Genomic DNA, 20,000 nt, shown 5'->3' with positions numbered 1-20,000 from the left:
ACCCGCGTGTTCAGGTCTCCGTCTGTTTGCGCAGCCGGGCATGGCGCGCCAGACTCTGTACAAACCGGGTTGCGGCCCGCAGGGCGGCCGGGCCGGCCCCGTTGCCGAAATTCTCCACGGCCTCGCGGCGCAATTGCCTGGCACGCTGCCCGGCCAGACCGATCAGGCGATTGTGCTCGTCAAGCGAAAGGGTGCGGTTCATGATGTTTTCCTTTTCTGCCCCCGGGGTTCGCGGGGGATGAAAGCACTGTAGGAAAAGCACGGCCTGCCGGAAACGGCATGGTCCGCAAATGGGTCTTGCGCTGGCTGCAAAGCCGCTCGCAGGCCCTGTACTGGTTACCATTGGCCCATGCGCAACCTTGGCTTCGACGACATGCTCCTCTTTGCCCGCGTGGCCGAGCTGGGCACCCTCTCGGCTGTTGCCCGCGAACGCGACGTGCCGGTCAGCCAGGTTTCGCGCAGCCTGAGCCGCATCGAAAAGGCCTGCGGTACACGCCTTATCCATCGCTCCACGCACGGCTTGGCGCCCACCGCCGAGGGCGAAACCTTTCTGCAGTACTGCCGCCGCATCGTGGGAACGCTCGACGAACTGGAAGGCGAATTTGCCAGCCAGTCGCGGCAAGCCACCGGCTGGGTGCGTGTGGCGGCCAGCACGGTGGTCGCCCAGTACCTGCTGGCGCCCAGTTTTGACAGCCTGCACCGGCGCCATCCGCAGCTGTGCGTGGACCTCCAGGTGGAAGACCGGCTGGTGGACATGGCACGGGACGGCATCGACATCGCGATTCGCACAGGCACCCCGGTAACCGACACAGTCGTTGCCCGGCAAATCGGTGCGCTGGGCCGGCGCCTGTATGCTGCGCCGGGCTACCTTCAGGCCTACGGAACACCCCGGCACCCCGATGAGCTGCACAGCCACCGGCTGATCACCAACAGCGGCGTGCCCATGCTCAACCACTGGCCCTTCGTGATTGACGGGAAACCCAGCGTGATCGTGCCCAAAGCATCCTGGCGCTCCGACAATACCGGCATGACCGCCACGCTGACGCTGCAGGGCCTGGGTATTTCACGCTGCGCCACGCTGGTCGCCGAACCGCTGGTGCGCCAGGGCTTGCTCGTCCCGGTGCTTGCAGACTTTGTCGACGACCAGCCCAGCCCGATTTACGCCGTGACACTTACCAACCGCCACCGCCTGCCCAAAATCAAGGCCTGTATCGACCATTGGGCCGAATGGCTGGAGAAAACCAGCACGGCCCCAGCCTCATGACCAGCATGTCCGAACTCACTCCCCCATCAGAAACCCTCAGCCCACCGCGGTTCCGGCCCAATGTCCGGTTCCTGCTGTCGCATCCTGCGCATTTCATCGCCCTCGGTTTCGGCTCGGGCCTGAGCCCGGTGGCACCCGGCACGGCCGGCACACTCTGGGCCTGGCTGGCTTTTCTGGTGCTGCAGCAGTGGCTGTCGCCGGCCGACATAGGTTGGCTGATTGCCGCCTCTACCCTGATTGGCTGGTGGGCCTGCACCGTCACCGCGAAGGCCATGAACGTGCTGGATCCCGGCAACATCGTCTGGGACGAAGTGGTGGCCTTCTGGCTGGTGTTGTGGCTGGTCATGCCGGCGGGCTTCGAAGCGCAGCTCGCCGCATTTTTGCTGTTCCGCTTTTTTGACGCCGTGAAGCCCGGCCCGGTGGCGTGGGCGGACCAGGTCTTCAAGGGCTTTGGCTGGCGCGGCGGCTTCGGCATTTTGTTTGACGATTTTGTGGCGGCGTTCTGCGCCCTGCTGGTGATCGCCTTCTGGAGATTCTGGTGAGCAATGAATTGCTATCAAAAGAGGAGCTGCTTGCGCCCATTCCTATTGGCTTGGCGGCCGATTTATTGCTTAAAAAAGGCTGGATGCTCGCCACGGCCGAAAGCTGCACAGGCGGCATGATTTCGGCGGCGTGCACCGACCTGGCGGGCTCCAGCGCCTGGTTTGAGCGTGGCTTTGTCACCTATTCCAACGAAGCGAAAAACGAACTGTTGGGTGTAGATGCTGCGCTGATTGCCGGACACGGGGCCGTCAGCGAAGAAGTGGCCCGTGCGATGGCCTCCGGCGCCTTGGCCCGCTCGCGCGCGCAGGTGTCCGTGGCCGTCACCGGAGTGGCCGGTCCGACAGGCGGCAGTGCCGCCAAGCCTGTCGGCACGGTATGGTTTGGTTTTGCGCTGCCCGGCCGGCTGGTGTCTGAAGTCCGGCGCTTTGACGGCGACCGGGCCGCGGTGCGCAGCGCCACGGTGCAGCATGCGCTGCAGCGGCTGCTGCAATTGCTGCGCGAAGCCGGCTGACGCGTGAGCGACGCCGGCCCCTACCAAAGCGCTATAGAGTCGCGAAGCCACGAGGCCACCCGAAAACAACCACCCAGGAGACAGCATGCACCCCAACCAGGCCACACTCGAGAAGTTTTACAGCGCTTTTACACGGCTGGATTCCGACACCATGGCGACCTGCTACGCCCCGGACGCCGCTTTCGACGACGAGGCGTTTTCACTGCGGGGGCACCGCGAGGTCACCGGCATGTGGCACATGCTGTGCGACGCCACAAAAGCCAAGGGCCTGGATGTCTGGAAGCTCACCTACAGCGGCCTAGAAGCGGGTGCGAGCACGGGAAAGTCGCACTGGGATGCCTACTACCGCTTCAGCGCCACCGGTCGCATGGTGCACAACAGCATTGACGGCGCGTTTGAATTCAATGAACAGGGCCTGATCACGCGGCACCGCGACCACTTTGATTTCTGGACCTGGTCGCGGCAGGCGCTGGGTGCGCCCGGCCTGCTGCTAGGCTGGACGCCTTTCCTGCGCAACAAGGTGCGCGTGCAGGCGGCAGCAAATCTGCAAAAATACCTGGTGACGCGACACTAGGCCCGCGCAAGAGTTGATTTGAACGGGGGTTTTCATGTCCTGGTTTGACGGTTTTGAATCACGCAGCTTTGAGGTCAACGGTGCGTCCATCAACGCGCGGTTTTCCAGGGTCGTGCCGGGTGATCCGCTGCGCCCGGCCCTGATGCTGTTGCATGGTTTCCCGCAGTCGCATGTGATGTGGCACCGCGTGGCGCAACGCCTGGCAAAACACTATTTCCTGGTCATGCCCGATTTGCGGGGTTACGGAGACTCTTCCAAAACCGCGGGCCTGCCCGACCACAGCAACTACAGCAAACGCAACATGGCGCACGACATGGTCGGCGTGATGGATGCCCTGGGTGTGGACCGCTTTTACCTCTGCGGCCACGACCGTGGCGGACGCGTGGCACACCGGCTGGCGCTGGACTATGCGGCACGCGTGCAAAAACTCTGCATCATCGACATCGCTCCCACACTGGACATGTACGAAGGCCGCAGCATGACGCAGCCCTACATGGCGTTTGCGCGCGCCTATTACCACTGGTTCCATATGTTGCAGCCGGCGCCGCTGCCCGAAATCATGATGGGCGCCAACCATCCTGAAACCGCCAGGGCTTACCTGCACGCCAAGCTCGGCGGCTGGGGCAGCGCGGGTCTCAATTACATCGAGCCTCAGGCCCTGGCCGAATACGAACGCTGCTTTTGCAACGCCGAAGCGCTGCATGCGGCCTGCGAAGACTACCGGGCCAGCGCCGGGATTGACCTGGACCATGACCGCGAAAGCCGCGCGCAACACTTGAAGGTGGTCTGCGATTTGCTGCTCCTGTGGGGCGAACGCGGTGTCGTGCACCGGATGTTCGATCCGCTGGCGCTGTGGGAGGCGCAATGCAGCGGCGAGGTCTCGGGCCATGCCATGCCGGCGGGCCACTTCATCCCCGAGGAGCAGCCCGTGGCGACGGCCACCGCGCTGCACAACTTCTTTCGCTGACTTCGGGGGCGGCCATGTCGACTTACACGGCAGAGGTTTTATGGGAAATCAATGGCGGTGATTTCCCGGGAAACCGCTACAGCCGAAGGCACCTGATCCGCTTCGACGGCGGCCTCGAAGTGCCGGGCTCTTCTTCACCGCATGTGGTGCCCCTGCCGATGTCGGACGCGTCAGCCATGGACCCGGAAGAAGCATTCGTCGCCTCGCTGTCGAGCTGCCACATGCTGTGGTTTTTGTCGATCGCAGCCAAACGCAAGTTTTCCGTGACACGCTACTTTGATGCGGCCAGTGGCGTGATGGAAAAGAACGCGGAAGGAAAAGTCGCCATGACCACCGTCACCTTGCGGCCCGAGGTGGCGTTTGCCGGTGAACGAATGCCGACACGCGCCGAGATCGACAAGCTTCACCACGAGGCCCACGACGCCTGCTTCATCGCGAACTCGGTGAAAACCGATGTGCGCTGCGAGCCTGTGTATGGCGACGCATGACTGACCGCAGGCCGCTGCTTATCGCTCTCGGCCTGCTGGTACTGGCCGCGCTGGTGTGGTCGGGCATGGCGCCGTATGACCGGGGCACCTGGATGCTCGAGGTGGCGCCCGCCGTCATCGCCGCGCCGGTGCTGCTGGCCACCGGCCGGCGCTACCCGCTGACGACCTTGCTGTACGTGCTGATTGCGCTGCACATGCTGGTGCTGATCATGGGTGGTGCCTACACCTATGCCAGGGTGCCTCTGGGTTTCTGGCTTCAGGACATGTTTCACCTGGGCCGTAACCCTTACGACAAGGTCGGCCACTTCATGCAGGGGCTGGTGCCTGCGATGGTGGCACGCGAGGTATTGCTGCAGCGCGGCTACCTGGGCAGCCGCCGCATGGCGGGGTTTCTGTCGGTGTGCGTGGCCATGGCCATCAGCGCGGTGTATGAACTGGTGGAGTGGTGGGCGGCCCTGGCGCTGGGTCAGGGCGCGGATGAATTTCTGGGAACCCAGGGGGATCCCTGGGACACGCAGTCGGACATGTTCATGGCCTTGATCGGAGCTGCGGTGGCGATCACGCTGCTGGGCCGGTGGCATGACCGGCAAATGCGCAAGCTTTCGGGTTTGTAGATATTTGGGCCGCAGGGCAATTGGGCTGGGCGCAAGCAGCTATTGAATTCATAGCAATCAGATGGCATCCATCCGGAAGGCGGTTCTTCCTCTTGCGACCTCAGGCCCTGCGTGCCAATCCTGCCAGAATCCCCCCATGCAATTTTTCAAAGACCTCAACCTTGCCGCCTTCACCGCGGGCTTCGTGGCAGTACTGGTCGGCTTCACCAGCTCGGTTGCCATCGTCTTCCAGGCAGCCCTTGCCTTCAACGCCACGCCTGCCGAGATTGCCTCGTGGATGTGGGCGCTCGGCATCGGCATGGGTTTGTGCTCTCTTGTGCCGTCGTTGTGGTTGAAGAAGCCGGTGATGGTGGCCTGGTCCACACCGGGTGCCGCCGTGCTGGCTACTGCAGGGCTGGCTGGCGGTTTCTCGATGGGAGAGGCGGTTGCGGCATTTATGGTCAGCGCGGCGCTCATCACCTTGTTCGGCATCACCGGCTGGTTTGAAAAAGTCATGAACCGCATTCCTGTGGCCATCGCCTCCGCGTTGCTGGCCGGTGTGCTTGCGCGCTTCGGCATCCAGGCCTTTGCGGCAGCGCAAACGGCTTTGCCTTTGGTGCTGCTGATGCTGGCGATCTACTTATTGGGCAAGCGGTTGATGCCGCGCTATGCGGTGGTGCTGACGCTGGTAGGCGCCATTGTGTTTGCCGCCGCGCGCGGGCAACTGGCGTGGTCCGAAGTCGCTTTTTCGTTGGCGATGCCGGTGTTCGTGATGCCGAAGTTCACACTGGCCGCCACTGTCAGCCTGGCCATTCCGCTGTTTGTGGTGACCATGGCTTCGCAGAATCTGCCGGGCGTGGCGGCCATCCATGCGGCGGGCTATGGGCCCGACAGTCCGGACGGCGGCATTCCGGTGTCAAAAATCATCACGCTGAGCGGCCTGGCCACGCTGGTGCTGGCGCCTTTTGGCGCGTTTGCCCTCAACCTGAGCGCCATCACGGCGGCCATCTGCATGGGCCGGGAAGCGCATGAGGACCCCGCCAGGCGCTACACCGCGACCGTTTGCTGCGGCGCCATTTACATCGTGATCGGCATATTCGGCGCAGCGATCACCGGCCTGCTGACAGCTTTTCCGAAGGAGCTGGTCGTGGCCATTGCCGGGCTGGCGCTGCTGGGTACCATCGGCAACGGCCTGGCCGCGGCGGTGAAGGAGGAATCGCACCGGGAAGCGGCGCTTATCACTTTTCTCGTCACCTTGTCGGGCGTCGTAATAGCCGGTGTGGGCTCGGCCTTTTGGGGTGTCGTCGCGGGCGCGATTGCGCTCTTTGTACAACAATACGGCCAACAGCGCCGCGAAGCCCGCTCCGGGGCGGCGCCAAACCCAGGGACACGTTCCACACCATGAACCTTCTTTTTGTTGCCGATCCGCTCGAGTCATTCAAGATTTACAAGGACACCACTTTTGCCATGATGCGCGAGGCGCAGCGGCGCGGGCACCGCATCAGCGCGTGTGAACCGGCCGACATGAGCTGGCAGACCGGCGCGAAAGTCACGGCCCAGGTGCGCCACATCACGCTGACAGGCGACGCAGATGTGTGGTTCACGGCCGATGCCGCCCGGCCCGACGGCCGCGAAGCCATTGCGGGTTTTGATGCGGCGGTCATGCGCAAGGACCCGCCCTTTGACAGTGAATACTTTTACAGCACGCACCTGCTGGAGCAGGCCGAGCGTGAAGGCGCCAGGGTTTTCAACAAACCCGCCGCCTTGCGCGACCATCCTGAAAAGCTCGCCATCCTCGAGTTCGCGCAATTCAGCGGCCCGACGCTGGTCACGCGCAGTGCGGCCGACATCAAGCGCTTTCATGCCGAACACAAGGACATCATCCTCAAGCCGCTGGACGGCATGGGCGGCATGGGCATCTTCCTCGTGAAGGAAGACGGCCTGAATCTGGGTAGCATCACCGAAACACTGAACAGGAACGGCGCCGAAAGCGTGATGGTGCAGAAATTTTTGCCCGAGATCGTCAAGGGCGACAAGCGCGTGCTGGTCATCGGGGGCAAACCGGTTCCCTTCAGCCTGGCGCGCATTCCCCAAGGCAGCGAAGTGCGCGGCAATCTGGCGGCCGGCGGCGTGGGTGTGGCGCAGCCGCTCTCAAAGCGGGATTTTGAAATTGCCGAAGCGCTGGGCCCGGTGCTCGCCGCGCGCGGCCTGCTGCTGGCCGGTGTCGACGTGATCGGCGACTATGTGACCGAGATCAATGTCACCAGCCCGACCTGTTTCCAGGAAATCCACGATCAGGCCGGCTTTGACGTGGCGGCCATGTTCATTGATGCACTGGAACAGGCTGTCACGACAGCCGGCGCCTGACAGCCCGATCACACAGGCGGGCTACGCCTGTCAGGCGGCGATGAGTGCGCCGCCTTCAAACACCTTGAGTTCCCCGGGCGCAAATGACGTCCAGGTTTCGTTGGTGGTGAGCGGCGCCGTGACCACCACAGCGACGCGGTCGGTCGGCCTGGTGTGCTCGGCAAAGTTCACGCTCACGTCCTCGTCGCTCAGCGTGGCATGCGCAAAGGGGTGCTTGCGCTCCACGTAATAGAGGTTGGTGGACGCGTGCGCCCACAAGGCCTGACCGTTGCTGAGCAAAAAATTGAAAGTGCCATGGGGAGCGATGTGCGCCGCCAGCTCCCGCAGCGTGATGCTCAGTTCCTGCACGCTGGGAACGCCCGCGTGCGACTTGGCCATCTCTTGCATGATCCAGCAAAAGGCGCGTTCGCTGTCGGTGGTGCCGACGGGCCGGAAGCTGCCGTGCAGGCGGGGTGAAAAATCTTTCAGGTCGCCGTTGTGGGCGAACACCCAGTAGCGGCCCCACAGCTCGCGCACAAAGGGGTGGCAGTTCTCCAGCGCGACACGGCCCTGCGTGGCCTTGCGGATGTGCGAGATGACGTTGCGGCTTTTGATCGGGTAGCGGCTGATCAGCTCGGCCACTGGTGAACTGCAGGCCGGCTGGTGGTCGACAAAGTGGCGCAGGCCGCGGTCGCTGCCACCGGCCACGCTGTCGTCACCTTCAAAAAAAGCGATGCCCCAACCGTCGGCATGGTGGTCGGTGTGGCCGCCCCGCTGCGCGAAGCCCCTGAAACTGAAGGTCACATCCGTTGGGGCATTACAGTTCATGCCGAGAAGTTGGCACATGTCAGTCCGCTTCCTGCTTGGTATTCGGTAAGTTATCAGGTTGGGCGGGGGGCGGCACGCGAAGCTGCCATGCGGCCACCACGGCCAGTACGCACAGGGCGGCCAGCATCAGGAAGGCTTCATTGAAAGCAGCCAGCCGCGCCGGGCTGCTGGTGGCGTTGGCCAGCGAATCGCCATGGGCCGCAAGCCGCCACTCCAGCACGATGCCGCACAGGCTCACGCCGATCGCGCCGCCCAGCATGCGCAGGAAGTTGATGGCGCTTGCGCCCTGCGATAACAGATGCTCATGCAGTGGCCGGAGTGACCCGAGGTTGAGCGAAGGCAGGATAAAACCCAGCCCGATACGCCCCAGCGTGGCCCACGCCACCAGCATCCAGAGCCCCGAAGCCAGGTTCACCGTGAGCATCAATGCAAACGAGGCTGCCAGCAAAGCCAGCCCCGTGCTGACCAGCAGCCAGGTCGGGTGTTTGTCCGCCAGCCGGCCCACGCCCGCAATCGTGGCCGCCAACACCAGGCCCGCAGGCAACAGGATGGTGCCGACGTGCGAAGCCGAGAGATTCAAGCCCAGCTGCAGGTACACCGGCAGCAGGTAGGTGGAGCCAAACAGCGCGGTGCCGTAGATGAAAGCCACGATGCTGCCCATGGCAAAAGGCCGGTAGCCAAAGAGCGCCAGGTTCATCAGCGGTGCACCGCCCGAAGCCGCCAGGCGACGTTGCCACCAGATGAATGCTGCCAGCGCCACCAGCGCGGCGCCCAGCAATACAAAGGCATGCGCGCGCCCGGCGCCGTGCAGCTCAACCATGCCGTTGAGCAGGCACAGCGTGCCCACCGCGCCCAGCAACAGGCCGCGCCAGTCGATCATCGCGCCGTTGCGGTTGGGCTCCACGCCGCCGGGCGCTGTGTCGGGCACGTAGCGGTAAGCCATCCACAGAGATACCAGGCAAAGCGGCACCACCATGAAAAAAATCGAGCGCCAGCCAAACAGGTCGACCAGGACCCCGCCTACGCTGGGGCCCAGCGCCGGCGCCAGCACCACGCCCATACCGAAGAGGCCGCTGGCGCGCCCCTGCTCGTGTGGCCCGAAGGCCCGCATGATGATGATGGCGGGAATCGGTTGCACCACACCGGCCGCCAGGCCCTCGGCCACGCGCGAACCCAGCACCAGCCCAAAGCTGTTGGCCAGACCGCCCACAATGCCGCCGGCCATCAGCAGCACCATGGTGCCCACATAGGTGCGGCGATAACCGTAGCGCGAAAGCAGCCAGGGCGTGGTCAGCATGGAGACCGTCATGGCCACCATAAAGCCCGAACTCACCCACTGCGCGCGCTCCTGCCCCAGCGTGAAGTAGTGGCTCATGTCGGGAATCGCCACGTTCACGATGGTCGACGACATGATGGAAGCCATCGTGCCGATCATGACCGACAGCAGCAGCAACCACCGGTAACGCGGACCGTGGCGCGCCTGCAGGCCGGCAAGGGATGCGGGCATGGCCCGGGTGTCCGTCGTCAGTCTCTCGGCTCGGACCAGAGTTTGCCGCCGGTCGCCCAGTTTTCGCGCTTGATGTCGGTGATCAGGATGTCCACTGAGTCAGGCTGGCCGCCGAGAATTTCGACGCTGACGCGGGTAATGGCCTCGACGAGCTTTTTCTTCTGCTCGATGGTCCGGCCTTCCATCATTTCGACGTGGTAAGTGGGCATAGTGTCCTCTGGGGTGTGGTGGTTGATGCGGGTTGAACACAGGGTTTTACGGGTGTCCGGTTAACTGGCCCGCAAACATGTCTGATACCCGATGATAAAAGCAAGAGCCCGGCCTTGTTTTGTCGGCCTCCACTGACAGCATGACAGGTGTTGGCGCCGGGCCCCGGAGGCTTCGCCGGGGCTATCCTGTACCCTCGGGTTCTCCTGCCGGGTGTTCTCCTGCCAGGTGCTTTGCGCTTTCGGCCTTGCGGGCCCACCATTCATTCGGGCAAGCCACTTGTTTTTCACCACGCCATCCAGATCCACCGACCAACCCCTGCCTTTGCTGGCCGGGCGCAACTACCGTTGCCATTGCGGGCAGCCCGTCTTTTTTCGCAACAGCAAATGCCTGGCCTGCGGCACGCCGCTGGGTTATGACTGTGAGCGCGGCCTGCTGCTGCCGTTGATGCCTGGGCCGGAAGAGGGCACCTGGCAGGAATGGCAGGCCGCCGGCGCACCGGCCGGCGCGCCGCCCGACGACATCCAGCCGCCTTTGCTCGAGGAAATTCCTGGCCAGGAATCTGCGCCTGCCGCACCCGTTGAGGAAGCCGAGGCGACGCAGGCACCGCCCGCCCAGCCTGCCGAAAGCGGCGAACCGCTTTACAGGCGATGCCTCAATCTCTCGACCCCCGCGTCGTGCAACTGGCTGGTGCCGGTGGCAGACACCGCCGACATGTGCCGGGCCTGCCGCCTCAACCGCACCATTCCGGACCTGACGGACCCAGCCCTGCCCGACAACGGTTACCTGTGGGGGCTGGTCGAGCTGGCCAAGCGCCGGCTGGTGTCCGCACTGATCCTGCTCGGGCTGCCGGTGGCGTCCCGCATGAGCGAAGACACCGAGCGCGGCCTGATGTTCGACTTCCTGCGTTCACCGGTGAACGGCCCGCACATCATGACGGGCCACAACACCGGCCTCATCACGCTCAACGTGGACGAGGCCGACGACGCCAAGCGCGAGGCGGTCCGCAAGGCCATGCGCGAACCCTATCGCACGCTGCTTGGGCATTTCCGCCATGAGGTGGGCCACTACTACTGGGACCGCCTGCTCGCCGGCACTGCCTGGATGGACGGCTTTCACGCACTCTTCGGTGACGAAACCCTGGACTACAAGACCAGCCTGCAGCGCAACTACGACGAAGGCCCGCCCGCGGACTGGCCGCTGCATTACGTGAGCGCCTACGCCAGTACTCACCCCTGGGAGGACTGGGCCGAGTGTTGGGCGCATTACCTGCACATGCGCGATGCGATCGACACCGCTTTAAGTTTCGGCCTGAGCGTCGATCACTTCGACCTGGAGTTCACGCCGTTCACGATCGATGCCTTGTACCAGCCGCAACACCCTGATGCCGAGCAGTTCCTCACCTTCCTGAACCACTGGACGCGCCTGACCACCATGCTCAACGAGATGTCACGCAGCATGGGCCAGCCCGATTTCTATCCCTTCATCCTGCCAACGGAGGCGGTCGCCAAGCTGCACTTCATTCACCTGGTGGTGTCGTCGGGCAGCTGGCTGCAGGAGCTGGCCCCAGGGGGGACGCAGACGCAGATTCAGGGTCCATCAGAGGACGAGGAAGAAAAGGAAGAAATGAAGGAATCGCAGCAACAGCAGCAAGGTAGTGAGTAATTTTCAGCTGAAAAGAAGCTGCAACCCAATAAGAACGGGCGCAAGCAGCTATTTTTTTGATAGCACCCAAATGAACTGCGATGCGTTAAAGTCGGCACAACGCCCACCCTTCACGCCCGCCCATTCATGCCCACCCGACCCAGAGGCCACCACTACAGCGTCTATGTGATCGAGCTTGGGCCCGAAGTGTGGAACGTGGCACGCTTTCGCCGCGCCAATCCGGACTACCAGCTGGGCAAGCCTTTTGTGTATGTGGGCATGACCGGGCTGGACCCGGATGTGCGTTTTGACAAACACAAGGCCGGCATTCAGTCCAACCGTTTCGCCCGTGATTTCGGCGTGCGGCTTTTACCCAAGCTGTATGAGATGTACAACCCCATGCCCTACGACGCCGCGCGCGACATGGAAGTCGAACTGGGTATTGCCCTGCGCGAAGCGGGTTACGGTGTGTGGCAAGCCTGAGCGGGGCAGCACCAGGGCCGATTATTCAAGTGCACTCACGGCCACGCCGTGCTGCTTCGAAAACGCCTGGAGTGTTGCGGCGACCTGGGGGTCCTGCAGGGTGGTCGTCAATTCAATGATCTTGTTGCCGTCGCCCTTGTGGCTGTCGCTCACCGTCACGGTGGCCGAAGGGTCGTCTGCGGCAAACAGCTTCTGCAGCGAAGGGCCCAGCGACCCCATCAGGCCGTCGCGTTCGTCCTGCGCGGCGCCGGACTGCGCGGCATACTGAACTTCAAAAGAGAAATTTGTCTTTGAGGTCATGTTGGTGCTTTCTGTGCGCCGTGAAAACTACTGACGCAATGTTGCCGAGAGCGTGATTTCGGGAACGCTGGCCAAAGCCTTGGACAGCGGGCAGCCTTTCTTCGCGGCTTCGGCAAGTTCCTGAAATTTCGCTTCATCGATGCCCGGAATCACTGCTTCCAGGGTCAATGCGATTCGGTCGATCAGAAAGCCATCCCCCTGCGGCACCAGACGGACCCTGGCGCGGGTGTCCACCGAGCTGGTGCCGAACCCGGCCTTGTCGCAGGCAAAAGAAAACGCCATGGTGAAACAGGCTGCATGCGCGGCGCCCAGCAACTCTTCAGGATTGGTGCCGCTGCGGTCGTCCTCAAAGCGGCTGCCAAAGCCGTAGGGATACGCCTTGAGCGCGGCGGTGTCGGTGCTGATCTGGCCCTGGCCCTTTTTGCCTCGGCCTTCCCAGTGAACGGATGCGGTCTTTTCGGTCATGGGGTTCTCCAGGTTTGTGCGCGTGCAGGGTATATCCGTGCAGGGCAGTGAAATGAAATGTTGAACGTTCCAGCGTGCCTGTTTTTTTGGGGGCTCGCCGTCGGACAGCGCCTCACGTGGAGGTAAGGCCTTCCCGCCGTGGCCGGATCCGGTGTGAGCCGGGATGCACCGGTCAGGCGTCGTCTGCGCCGGGGTCTTTCATGTGCCAGGTGATCCGCCCAAGCTCGGCCCTGAGCTGGGCCCGACCCTCGTCGTCCGCCAGTGCGGCAAGAGCTTGCGCCACCGAGAGCCCGCGTGCGGAAGAGGGCTTCCCGCGAGAGGCAAAAACGATGCTGTTGGTTTTTTCCTGGGCAAGAATTTCTACGGAATTGCCATCGAAACTGCGCGCAATGCGGCCCGCCAACAGCGGATAGTCCGGGTCATCGTAGTGCAGGTTCACCGCCAGTACGCCGCCCGGCGACAGTGCGGCAAAACAGTCGTCATAAAAGCGCTGCGAACAGAGAGCCGGCGGTTGCCCCTGGTGGTCAAACCCGTCGATCAGCAGCACGTCGAACCGGGAGGTACCGGCCTGCAGAAAATCGGCCCCGTCTGCGGCGATGACGCGGAACCGCGCATCATCGTCGGGCACGCGGAATTCGCGCCGCAGCGCCACCACCTGCGGGTTGATCTCCAGCACGGTCATCTGGCTGGACGGCAGCTGCCGGTGGCAGAACTTGGCCAGGGAGCCGCCTCCGAGGCCGATCATTCCGATGTGCAGGGGCGCGGGCCGAAAGAGCAGGAAACCCATCATCGTCAGCGTGTAGTCCACTTCCAGGCGCCAGGGGCTGTGCATCAGCATGCGGCTTTGCAGTTCACCCATCGTGAAATGAAGCGACCGGGTGTTTCCGTCGTCATGCACAAACGGCTGGGCATGCGCTGGGGGCGGCAGTTCAGCCGGGCCCGCGGGCACAGGATCGGCAGGAAGTTGCGTGAGGTCGGGCCAGGAGGTCATGGGATTTAAGCTGTGCGGGATGGCTCCACCATCAGGCCGGCGGCGGCAGGTTTGCCGCCCCGTTCGGGACCCGCCTCAGACCGGCTGGGATTCCGGCTGCGTCGTGGTGGCGACTTCCGAAGCGACCGCGTCCAGGGCCTGCGCCACCACACCCTGGCTGTCGACCGGCCGGAGCAGGCGTTCGCGGATCAGCCGTTCGCAGCTGCGCTTGGTCATCGAGTGGGGCTGGCCGCCGTGGCTCACGAACATGAACAGCGTGCCCTTGGTGCTGGCCCAGATCAGCTGGGCTCGCAGCCAGCGGCGCCTGGAGTACATATCCACCCAGTGGCCGGAACGCAGGCTGAGCAACAGGCGCTCGGCTTCGCTTTGGGCCATGGCCGGTACTGCATTTGCGGAGGCTGCCGCCGCGGCAAGGTATTCCGGATGGCTGGAGTCGGGCTCATTTGCCGCTTGCATGGGTTCTATCGGCGGCGGTTCGTCTTCCTCGATCGGAGCAAGTTCTCCGGGCACGGTCGGCAGCGTGTCTTCAAAACCGGCGGCGTCCAGGTCGTCGCGCGCAAGCCAGGGGTGCGCGGCGGCCTTGGCAAGACGCTGTTCAGGCGTGGCCGAATCTTCTTCGGGCTCCAGCGGTACGGCGCCCGATTCTTCGGCGTCACGCCGGCTCTTCAGGCGGCGCAGCTTGAGCACGGGCCGGTGCAGCATCATCAGGCCTTCGAAGAAGGGCTCGCTTTCGCGCGGGTCCTGCCCCAGCAGCTCCAGCCCCTCATGCAGCTTGCCCAAAAGGCTGGGAATCATCTCGATCAGTTTGGCCGGGCGTTTCAGGGTGACTTCGCGCTTGACGCTCCAGAGCAGGTCAGGCACCACCGAACCGAAGCCCATCGGATCAACCTGGTGGCGTGTATCGGAGAGTCTGGCGTGCGCCATGGCCAGCGCCCAGGGGCCGAACAGGAAGTCCAGCACCAGGCCCGGCACCTTGTCCAGGTCCGAGCGCGTGCTCAGCTCAAAGGCGATCTGGTCCGCCTGCGTCTGGCGCTCTTCGGCGAAACGCAGGGCCTGCAGCACGTTGTTGCGGTTTTCCGCTTCGAACTGGTCCTGCTCGTCCCAGCCGTATTCGAGTTCGGCCAGTGCCATCGCGAAAGGCTGGGCATCTTCGATCGTCAGGCTGTTCAGCCCGTTGAAAGCGCGCGTAACCGGCTCAAAAAACGCCAGGAACTCGGGGCTGAATTCGTCGTTGTACTTGAAGCTGCGCTGCGCCACGCGCTCCATGACGCGGCGCCCGGCGTGGCCTTCGTCGCTGAAAAAGCGCGGGTCCACCATGGCCAGACGCAGCAGCGCAGGCTCCAGCGCCACGATGGCTTCCCGCACCGGCACCAGCAGGCGCGGGTCTTGCGCGACCTGTTTGACCAGCTTGCGCACCACTTCCAGGCCCAGCACCTGGCCGACCTGCTTGGCCTCTTTCTTCAGCTGGGTCCGGACGATGGCGCGCTCGCGGGGTCGGGCGTACGAGCCCCAAACCTGCGGGCTGAGCTGGCTGCGCTCATCGACCATCCGCTGCGGACGGTCTACCGCCGGCAGGTTTTGGTATTCATGTGAGGGCGTGGCTTGCGACTCACCCAGCGGCGCGCCGGAAGAGTCGGGCGCTTCCTGCAGGGCGACCAGCTCTTCCTCGACCGTTTCGTAATACGACGGCGCCAGCCCGTGATGGGCGTTGCTGCCGCCATGGAACAGGAAATCCTGGAACAGCTCGTCGCGGATCTCATAGTTGGAGAGGTCGGCATATTGCGGGGGCGGCTGGTGGTGGCCGGATTCGACGGAGCCCCCACCGTTTCCGCCCTCACCGCCGCCGGCGCCTCCGGTACCGGCGCCTGACCCGGAGCCCGTGCCACCCGCGCCCCTGGCCCGGCCGGGGGCCGCGCCCGCAGGGGTTTGCAATACGCGGTAGCTGGCGCCCTGCACGTTGGCAAGTTCCAGCTGGTTAACCAGGCGTTCGTAGACCTGCCCGAGTTCGCGCCCCAGAGGCTCGGCAAGATACCTGAGCCACAGGGAAACGACGGCCGGACCCGCATTGCTTGCGGTGATCATTTCGCGCAGGGTCTGTGCAAACACTTCAGGGCGCAGCGGATTGAGCTCCGGGCGCACATTGGGCAGCCCCTGCACGGTGCTGATCAGCTTGTTGAGTTCGGCGAGGACGTGGTCGACCGCCGGCAGCACCAGCTGGAGCAGCCGTGACGATTCAATGGCCTGGGACACGTCCTCGTCATCAACGAGGGCGAAGCTGGCATAAGACAGGGCGGCAAAGGTGCTGGATGCGGCGGCAGCTGACGCAGCGAGCTGGTCTGGCGATGCTGCCGGCGTGCGCACCGCCTGCACCGCAACAGCCACATTCGCCTTGAAATGCACCAGCAGGTCTGCGGGGTATTGCACGACCCAGACGGGCTTGTTTTGTTGAAGTCCCCGCCAGGCCGCCGCGAGTTCGTCGCGCTCAGCCACCTTCATGCTCTGGGTCTCGGCAATCTGCAGTCCCGCCACGGCGTCATCAATGCACCGTTCCAGCGCAGGCCGGGCTGCTTTGGCAGCCGCCTGAAGACAGGATTGAAGGACGTCAGGTTGCGAAGCCATCGAGGAGTTCGGGAAAATTGGTATTAATCACATTTGCCGGCCAGCTTGCAACCAATCTGTGGCCGGAGAGAGGGGAGACGCTAGCGTAAGGGCCAACCGCGATTTCATTGAAGTACTTGCAAAGTGTTTCACTTGGTTTCCAACGCATACAAATGAATTACAGGGCTTTTGTCACGGAACGGTCCGTAACCAGCCCTTAAATCCCGCGAATGGCGATGAGCGGCCGGTTTTGCAAGATCGGCGGCCCTTTGTAAAGGTCAGTTTGGCGCAACACATCGGCAAGCTCACGGCGTGATCAACGCCCGACCACCAGCCATCCGCCACGAGGCACACCGGCGCCAGCGGGCCGGACCCAGATTTCAGGGATATTTGGCCTGCAGGCCAATAACAGCGGGCGCAAGCAGCTATCAATTCAGCAGCAACCCGACCCTGCCAGGCGCAGGCTACAGCAGGCGCAAGCCGCACGCCTGCCGCGGACTTAACGGCTTACAAGCCGGCTTTTACCTTCAGCCGCCAGGCGTGCAACAGCGGCTCGGTGTAGCCGCTGGGTTGCTCCAGACCCTTGAAGACCAGGTCGCACGCCGCCTTGTAGGCCGCCGACGTCTCGAAGTTGCCCGCCATCTTTTTGTAGAGGGGGTCGCCGGCGTTCTGGCCGTCGACCACGGCGGCCATGCGCTCGAAGGTTTCCTTGACCTGCGCTTTCGTGACCACGCCATGCAACAGCCAGTTGGCGATGTGCTGACTGGAAATACGCAGCGTGGCGCGGTCTTCCATCAGGCCAACGTTGTGGATGTCGGGCACCTTGGAGCAACCCACACCCTGGTCGATCCAGCGCACCACGTAGCCGAGGATGCCCTGGGCGTTGTTGTCCAGCTCCTGCTGCTTCTCGGCGGGCGTCCATTGGGCGTCGGGCGAGACCGGCACCAGCAGCAGCTCGGGCAGCAGGCGGGCGATTTCGGACTTCAGGTCGACCTTCTTCTCGATGTCTTTCTGCACCGCCGCCACGTTGACCTGGTGATAGTGCAGCGCATGCAGCGTGGCAGCCGTGGGCGAGGGGACCCAGGCGGTGTTGGCGCCGGCCTGCGGGTGCGAGATTTTGGCCTTGAGCATGTCGGCCATCAGGTCGGGCATGGCCCACATGCCCTTGCCGATCTGGGCGCGGCCGCGCAGGCCGCAAGCCAGGCCGACCAGCACGTTGCTGCGTTCGTAGGCGCTGAGCCATGGGCTGATTTTCATGTTGCCCTTGCGGATCATCGGGCCGGCCTGCATGGCCGTGTGCATTTCGTCGCCGGTGCGGTCCAGGAAACCGGTGTTGATGAAGGCCACGCGGCTGGAAGCGGCGGCGATGCAGGCCTTGAGGTTGACGCTGGTGCGGCGCTCTTCGTCCATGATGCCGAGCTTGACCGTGCTGCCCGGCAGGCCGAGCATTTTTTCGACGCGGCTGAAGAGTTCGGCGGCGAACGCCACTTCAGCGGGACCGTGCATCTTGGGTTTGACGATGTAGACCGAGCCCTTGCGCGAGTTCCTGATGCCGGCCTTGCCCTTGCGCTTGAGGTCGTGGATGGCGATCGTGGTCGTGACCACGGCGTCCAGGATGCCTTCCGGAATTTCCTTCGTGCTGCCATCCGCGGCGGTGTACAGCACGGCCGGGTTGGTCATCAGGTGGCCCACATTGCGCACGAACATCAGCGAGCGGCCGTGCAGTACCACTGCTTTGCCCTTGGGTCCTTTCGGCGAGGTGTATTCACGGTCCGGGTTCAGGCCGCGGGTGAAGGTCTTGCCGTCCTTGGTGACGCTTTCGGTCAGCGTGCCCTGCAGGATGCCCAGCCAGTTGCGATAGGCCAGCACCTTGTCGTCGGCGTCCACCACGGCCACCGAGTCTTCCAGGTCCATGATGGTCGACAGCGCAGCCTCTATCACCAGGTCGCTCACGCCGGCCGGATCCGTCTTGCCGATGGGCGTGCCGCGGTCAATGCGGATGTCGATGTGCAGGCCGTTGTGCTGCAGCAGCACCGACGACGGCGCAGAGGCCTTGCCCTGGTAGCCGATGAACTGGCTCGCATCTTCCAGTGCTGTGGTCTTACCGCCTTTCAGCGTGACGACAAGCTTGCCGCCCTTGATCGCATAAGCGGTCGAGTCGATGTGCGAGCCCTTTTTCAGCGGCGCGGTGCGGTCCAGCACATGGCGTGCATATTCGATCACCCTGGCGCCGCGCACGGGGTTGTAGCCTTTGCCTTTGGTGGCGCCGTCTTCCTCGGAAAGGGCGTCGGTGCCATAGAGCGCGTCATACAGGCTGCCCCAGCGCGCATTGGCGGCATTGAGCGCATAGCGCGCGTTCAGGATGGGCACCACAAGTTGCGGGCCGGCCTGTTTGGCGAGTTCGGCGTCCACGTTGGCGGTGGTGATGGTGACCTTCTTCGGCGAAGGCACGAGGTAGCCGGTTTTTTCGAGGAAGGCGCGGTAAGCCTTCATGTCCGCGATGGGGCCGGGGTGGGCCTTATGCCAGGCGTCCATCTCGGACTGCAGGCGGTCGCGCTCTGCCAGCAGGGAGAGGTTCCTGGGCGCCAGATCGGCCACGATGGCGTCAAAGCCCTTCCAGAAAGCGCCGCTGGGCACACCCGTGCCAGGCAGCACCTCGTCTTCGATGAAACGGTAAAGCCCGGTGGCGACCTGCAGACGGTGGCTGGAGGTGCGTGCGTTGGTTGTTGTGTTCATGGTGCGGTCCCTTTTCTCAAAAGCATCAGAAGAATCAAAAAAACTAAAAACAAAAAAATAGAACGTGCCTGCGAAATCAGTGCAGCGGCAGCGAGAGCACTTCACGCAGGCTGCTGCCGGTGTACAGGGGCTGCGTGCCCAGCTCTTCAAACGGCAGCTGGTAACGATTAACCCACAGCGTCTGGTAGCCATACCAGGTGGCCGCCAGCGCGTCCCAGCTGTTGCAGCTCACGAAGGCGATCTGTTTGGCCTCCAGCCCGGTGGCTTTCAGCCCGAGCGCATAGGCTTCGGGCGCGGTCTTGTATTTGCGGATGCTGTCCACGCTGATGATGTGGTCCAGCAGGCCTTCCAGCCCGGCCGACTTGACGGCCACATCCAGCATGGAGGGGTCGCCGTTGGACAGGATGCCGGTGGTGATGCCACGCGCCTTCAGCGCCTGCAGCACCTCGCGGTTTTCCGGAAACGCCGACAGGTGGCGGTACTGGTTCATGAGCTGCTCCTCACGGGCGGCATTCAAATCCAGCCCCAGACGCTTGCACGCATAACGCAGGCCAGCGCGCGTGAGGTCCCAGAACGGCCGGTAATGCGCCCCACCGCTGCTGAGGGACACCAGACGCGTGTACTCAATCTGCTTGTCGCGCCACAGCACGCCCAGCGCTTCGCCTTTGCCCGGAAAGAACTGCTCCGCCAGCAGGCCCACGCTGTACACGTCAAACAGCGTGCCGTAGGCGTCAAACAGCACGGCACGAAGCTTGGGCTGTGGGTTGGAGCGGGACTTTTCCATAAGCCTCTACTGTATTTGATACATCAAGCGCGATTAATTACCCAAGAATCGCTTTATCCATGACATTCATACCCCTAATCGGGTGACAAGCAGACATTAAAGTGCTTTCCGGCCACCGTCAGTGGTCGGGGGGACGGTTCTACGGATTGGCATAGCTCTTGCATCTCATCT

Annotated in this window: 21 protein-coding genes; 11 read left to right on the top strand and 10 right to left on the bottom strand. The window is 63.5% G+C overall.

All coding sequences use genetic code 11. From position 1 onward, the window contains the following. Positions 1-10: 10 nt before the first annotated feature. Positions 11-202: a hypothetical protein gene (locus tag AC1D1J_RS21700; protein WP_477687431.1), complete on the bottom strand. Its 192-nt coding sequence runs from the start codon at positions 200-202 to the stop codon at positions 11-13. A gap of 147 nt (positions 203-349) precedes the next feature. Between AC1D1J_RS21700 and AC1D1J_RS21695 the strand changes: the two genes are divergently transcribed. The 9 genes from AC1D1J_RS21695 to gshB all read left to right on the top strand — a co-directional run bounded on the left by AC1D1J_RS21695 (position 350) and on the right by gshB (position 7,307). Beyond that, complete coding sequence (locus tag AC1D1J_RS21695; RefSeq protein ID WP_477695832.1) at positions 350-1,264, top strand: LysR family transcriptional regulator; 915 nt, start codon at positions 350-352, stop codon at positions 1,262-1,264. After that, positions 1,261-1,806: a phosphatidylglycerophosphatase A family protein gene (locus AC1D1J_RS21690; RefSeq protein WP_477695831.1), complete on the top strand. Its 546-nt coding sequence runs from the start codon at positions 1,261-1,263 to the stop codon at positions 1,804-1,806. Before AC1D1J_RS21695 ends, AC1D1J_RS21690 begins: the two co-directional genes overlap by 4 nt. After that, positions 1,803-2,318, top strand: a complete 516-nt coding sequence (locus AC1D1J_RS21685) for a CinA family protein (RefSeq protein WP_477695830.1) — start codon at positions 1,803-1,805, stop codon at positions 2,316-2,318. The genes AC1D1J_RS21690 and AC1D1J_RS21685 overlap by 4 nt, the downstream gene beginning before the upstream one ends. Positions 2,319-2,403: 85 nt before the next feature. Beyond that, the gene (locus AC1D1J_RS21680) at positions 2,404-2,892 is read left to right on the top strand and encodes a nuclear transport factor 2 family protein (protein ID WP_477687434.1); all 489 of its coding nucleotides are present in this window, start codon (positions 2,404-2,406) and stop codon (positions 2,890-2,892) included. A gap of 34 nt (positions 2,893-2,926) precedes the next feature. After that, positions 2,927-3,859, top strand: a complete 933-nt coding sequence (locus AC1D1J_RS21675) for an alpha/beta fold hydrolase (protein ID WP_477687435.1) — start codon at positions 2,927-2,929, stop codon at positions 3,857-3,859. Positions 3,860-3,873: 14 nt separating this feature from the next. Further along, positions 3,874-4,347 carry an OsmC family protein gene (locus tag AC1D1J_RS21670; protein WP_477687436.1) on the top strand — a complete coding sequence of 158 codons (474 nt, stop codon included), beginning with the start codon at positions 3,874-3,876 and terminating at the stop codon, positions 4,345-4,347. After that, a complete protein-coding gene (locus tag AC1D1J_RS21665) occupies positions 4,344-4,961 on the top strand; it encodes a DUF2238 domain-containing protein (protein WP_477687437.1) in 618 nt (205 codons plus the stop codon). The genes AC1D1J_RS21670 and AC1D1J_RS21665 overlap by 4 nt, the downstream gene beginning before the upstream one ends. 136 nt (positions 4,962-5,097) lie before the next feature. Then, positions 5,098-6,345, top strand: coding sequence for a benzoate/H(+) symporter BenE family transporter (locus tag AC1D1J_RS21660; protein ID WP_477695829.1), 1,248 nt, complete (start codon positions 5,098-5,100; stop codon positions 6,343-6,345). Continuing rightward, positions 6,342-7,307, top strand: coding sequence for a glutathione synthase (gshB, locus tag AC1D1J_RS21655; RefSeq protein WP_477695828.1), 966 nt, complete (start codon positions 6,342-6,344; stop codon positions 7,305-7,307). The genes AC1D1J_RS21660 and gshB overlap by 4 nt, the downstream gene beginning before the upstream one ends. 30 nt (positions 7,308-7,337) lie before the next feature. Here the strand turns inward: gshB and AC1D1J_RS21650 are convergent, their stop codons facing one another. The 3 genes from AC1D1J_RS21650 to AC1D1J_RS21640 are packed head-to-tail and all read right to left on the bottom strand — an operon-like array spanning position 7,338 to position 9,830. Continuing rightward, a complete protein-coding gene (locus tag AC1D1J_RS21650; protein WP_477695827.1) occupies positions 7,338-8,132 on the bottom strand; it encodes a class II glutamine amidotransferase in 795 nt (264 codons plus the stop codon). A gap of 1 nt (position 8,133) precedes the next feature. Further along, on the bottom strand, positions 8,134-9,621 hold the full coding sequence (locus AC1D1J_RS21645; protein WP_477695826.1) for an MFS transporter: 1,488 nt from the start codon (positions 9,619-9,621) through the stop codon (positions 8,134-8,136). A 17-nt stretch (positions 9,622-9,638) separates the two neighbouring features. Continuing rightward, the gene (locus AC1D1J_RS21640) at positions 9,639-9,830 is read right to left on the bottom strand and encodes a 4-oxalocrotonate tautomerase (RefSeq protein WP_411881369.1); all 192 of its coding nucleotides are present in this window, start codon (positions 9,828-9,830) and stop codon (positions 9,639-9,641) included. Positions 9,831-10,107: 277 nt separating this feature from the next. Here AC1D1J_RS21640 and AC1D1J_RS21635 point away from each other — a divergent pair, with 277 nt between their 5' ends. Both AC1D1J_RS21635 and AC1D1J_RS21630 read left to right on the top strand, forming a co-directional pair. Then, a complete protein-coding gene (locus tag AC1D1J_RS21635; RefSeq protein ID WP_477695825.1) occupies positions 10,108-11,493 on the top strand; it encodes a zinc-binding metallopeptidase family protein in 1,386 nt (461 codons plus the stop codon). A gap of 126 nt (positions 11,494-11,619) precedes the next feature. Continuing rightward, a complete protein-coding gene (locus AC1D1J_RS21630; protein ID WP_457282321.1) occupies positions 11,620-11,955 on the top strand; it encodes a hypothetical protein in 336 nt (111 codons plus the stop codon). Between the two features lie 21 nt (positions 11,956-11,976). On the opposite strand, the gene AC1D1J_RS21625 is transcribed toward AC1D1J_RS21630, so the two are convergent. From AC1D1J_RS21625 to AC1D1J_RS21600, 6 genes are all read right to left on the bottom strand, one after another. Then, positions 11,977-12,255 (bottom strand): hypothetical protein, encoded by a 279-nt coding sequence (locus tag AC1D1J_RS21625; RefSeq protein WP_477687441.1) that lies wholly within the window; start codon positions 12,253-12,255, stop codon positions 11,977-11,979. 27 nt (positions 12,256-12,282) lie between these two features. Continuing rightward, positions 12,283-12,720 carry an OsmC family protein gene (locus tag AC1D1J_RS21620; protein WP_477687442.1) on the bottom strand — a complete coding sequence of 146 codons (438 nt, stop codon included), beginning with the start codon at positions 12,718-12,720 and terminating at the stop codon, positions 12,283-12,285. Positions 12,721-12,892: 172 nt separating this feature from the next. Continuing rightward, positions 12,893-13,711, bottom strand: a complete 819-nt coding sequence (locus tag AC1D1J_RS21615; RefSeq protein ID WP_477695824.1) for a fused MFS/spermidine synthase — start codon at positions 13,709-13,711, stop codon at positions 12,893-12,895. A gap of 75 nt (positions 13,712-13,786) precedes the next feature. Beyond that, positions 13,787-16,330 (bottom strand): DUF1631 family protein, encoded by a 2,544-nt coding sequence (locus AC1D1J_RS21610; protein ID WP_477695823.1) that lies wholly within the window; start codon positions 16,328-16,330, stop codon positions 13,787-13,789. A gap of 486 nt (positions 16,331-16,816) precedes the next feature. After that, a complete protein-coding gene (locus AC1D1J_RS21605) occupies positions 16,817-19,045 on the bottom strand; it encodes a malate synthase G (RefSeq protein WP_477687445.1) in 2,229 nt (742 codons plus the stop codon). 76 nt (positions 19,046-19,121) lie between these two features. Then, positions 19,122-19,829 (bottom strand): haloacid dehalogenase type II, encoded by a 708-nt coding sequence (locus AC1D1J_RS21600; protein ID WP_477687446.1) that lies wholly within the window; start codon positions 19,827-19,829, stop codon positions 19,122-19,124. Positions 19,830-20,000: the final 171 nt, after the last annotated feature.

Source organism: Polaromonas sp. P1_F8, assembly GCF_056405635.1.
This window is presented reverse-complemented; position numbering and strand designations above follow the sequence as displayed.

Excerpts from the sequence above, each read along its gene's own strand:
- gshB (WP_477695828.1), top strand. The coding sequence starts at position 6,342 with ATGAACCTTCTTTTTGTTGCCGATCCGCTCGAGTCATTCAAGATTTAC.
- AC1D1J_RS21615 (WP_477695824.1), bottom strand. The coding sequence starts at position 13,711 with ATGACCTCCTGGCCCGACCTCACGCAACTTCCTGCCGATCCTGTGCCC.
- AC1D1J_RS21640 (WP_411881369.1), bottom strand. The coding sequence starts at position 9,830 with ATGCCCACTTACCACGTCGAAATGATGGAAGGCCGGACCATCGAGCAG.
- AC1D1J_RS21695 (WP_477695832.1), top strand. The coding sequence starts at position 350 with ATGCGCAACCTTGGCTTCGACGACATGCTCCTCTTTGCCCGCGTGGCC.
- AC1D1J_RS21700 (WP_477687431.1), bottom strand. The coding sequence starts at position 202 with ATGAACCGCACCCTTTCGCTTGACGAGCACAATCGCCTGATCGGTCTG.
- AC1D1J_RS21605 (WP_477687445.1), bottom strand. The coding sequence starts at position 19,045 with ATGAACACAACAACCAACGCACGCACCTCCAGCCACCGTCTGCAGGTC.
- AC1D1J_RS21620 (WP_477687442.1), bottom strand. The coding sequence starts at position 12,720 with ATGACCGAAAAGACCGCATCCGTTCACTGGGAAGGCCGAGGCAAAAAG.
- AC1D1J_RS21650 (WP_477695827.1), bottom strand. The coding sequence starts at position 8,132 with ATGTGCCAACTTCTCGGCATGAACTGTAATGCCCCAACGGATGTGACC.
- AC1D1J_RS21600 (WP_477687446.1), bottom strand. The coding sequence starts at position 19,829 with ATGGAAAAGTCCCGCTCCAACCCACAGCCCAAGCTTCGTGCCGTGCTG.
- AC1D1J_RS21675 (WP_477687435.1), top strand. The coding sequence starts at position 2,927 with ATGTCCTGGTTTGACGGTTTTGAATCACGCAGCTTTGAGGTCAACGGT.
- AC1D1J_RS21630 (WP_457282321.1), top strand. The coding sequence starts at position 11,620 with ATGCCCACCCGACCCAGAGGCCACCACTACAGCGTCTATGTGATCGAG.
- AC1D1J_RS21660 (WP_477695829.1), top strand. The coding sequence starts at position 5,098 with ATGCAATTTTTCAAAGACCTCAACCTTGCCGCCTTCACCGCGGGCTTC.
- AC1D1J_RS21670 (WP_477687436.1), top strand. The coding sequence starts at position 3,874 with ATGTCGACTTACACGGCAGAGGTTTTATGGGAAATCAATGGCGGTGAT.
- AC1D1J_RS21690 (WP_477695831.1), top strand. The coding sequence starts at position 1,261 with ATGACCAGCATGTCCGAACTCACTCCCCCATCAGAAACCCTCAGCCCA.
- AC1D1J_RS21625 (WP_477687441.1), bottom strand. The coding sequence starts at position 12,255 with ATGACCTCAAAGACAAATTTCTCTTTTGAAGTTCAGTATGCCGCGCAG.
- AC1D1J_RS21680 (WP_477687434.1), top strand. The coding sequence starts at position 2,404 with ATGCACCCCAACCAGGCCACACTCGAGAAGTTTTACAGCGCTTTTACA.
- AC1D1J_RS21610 (WP_477695823.1), bottom strand. The coding sequence starts at position 16,330 with ATGGCTTCGCAACCTGACGTCCTTCAATCCTGTCTTCAGGCGGCTGCC.
- AC1D1J_RS21665 (WP_477687437.1), top strand. The coding sequence starts at position 4,344 with ATGACTGACCGCAGGCCGCTGCTTATCGCTCTCGGCCTGCTGGTACTG.
- AC1D1J_RS21645 (WP_477695826.1), bottom strand. The coding sequence starts at position 9,621 with ATGCCCGCATCCCTTGCCGGCCTGCAGGCGCGCCACGGTCCGCGTTAC.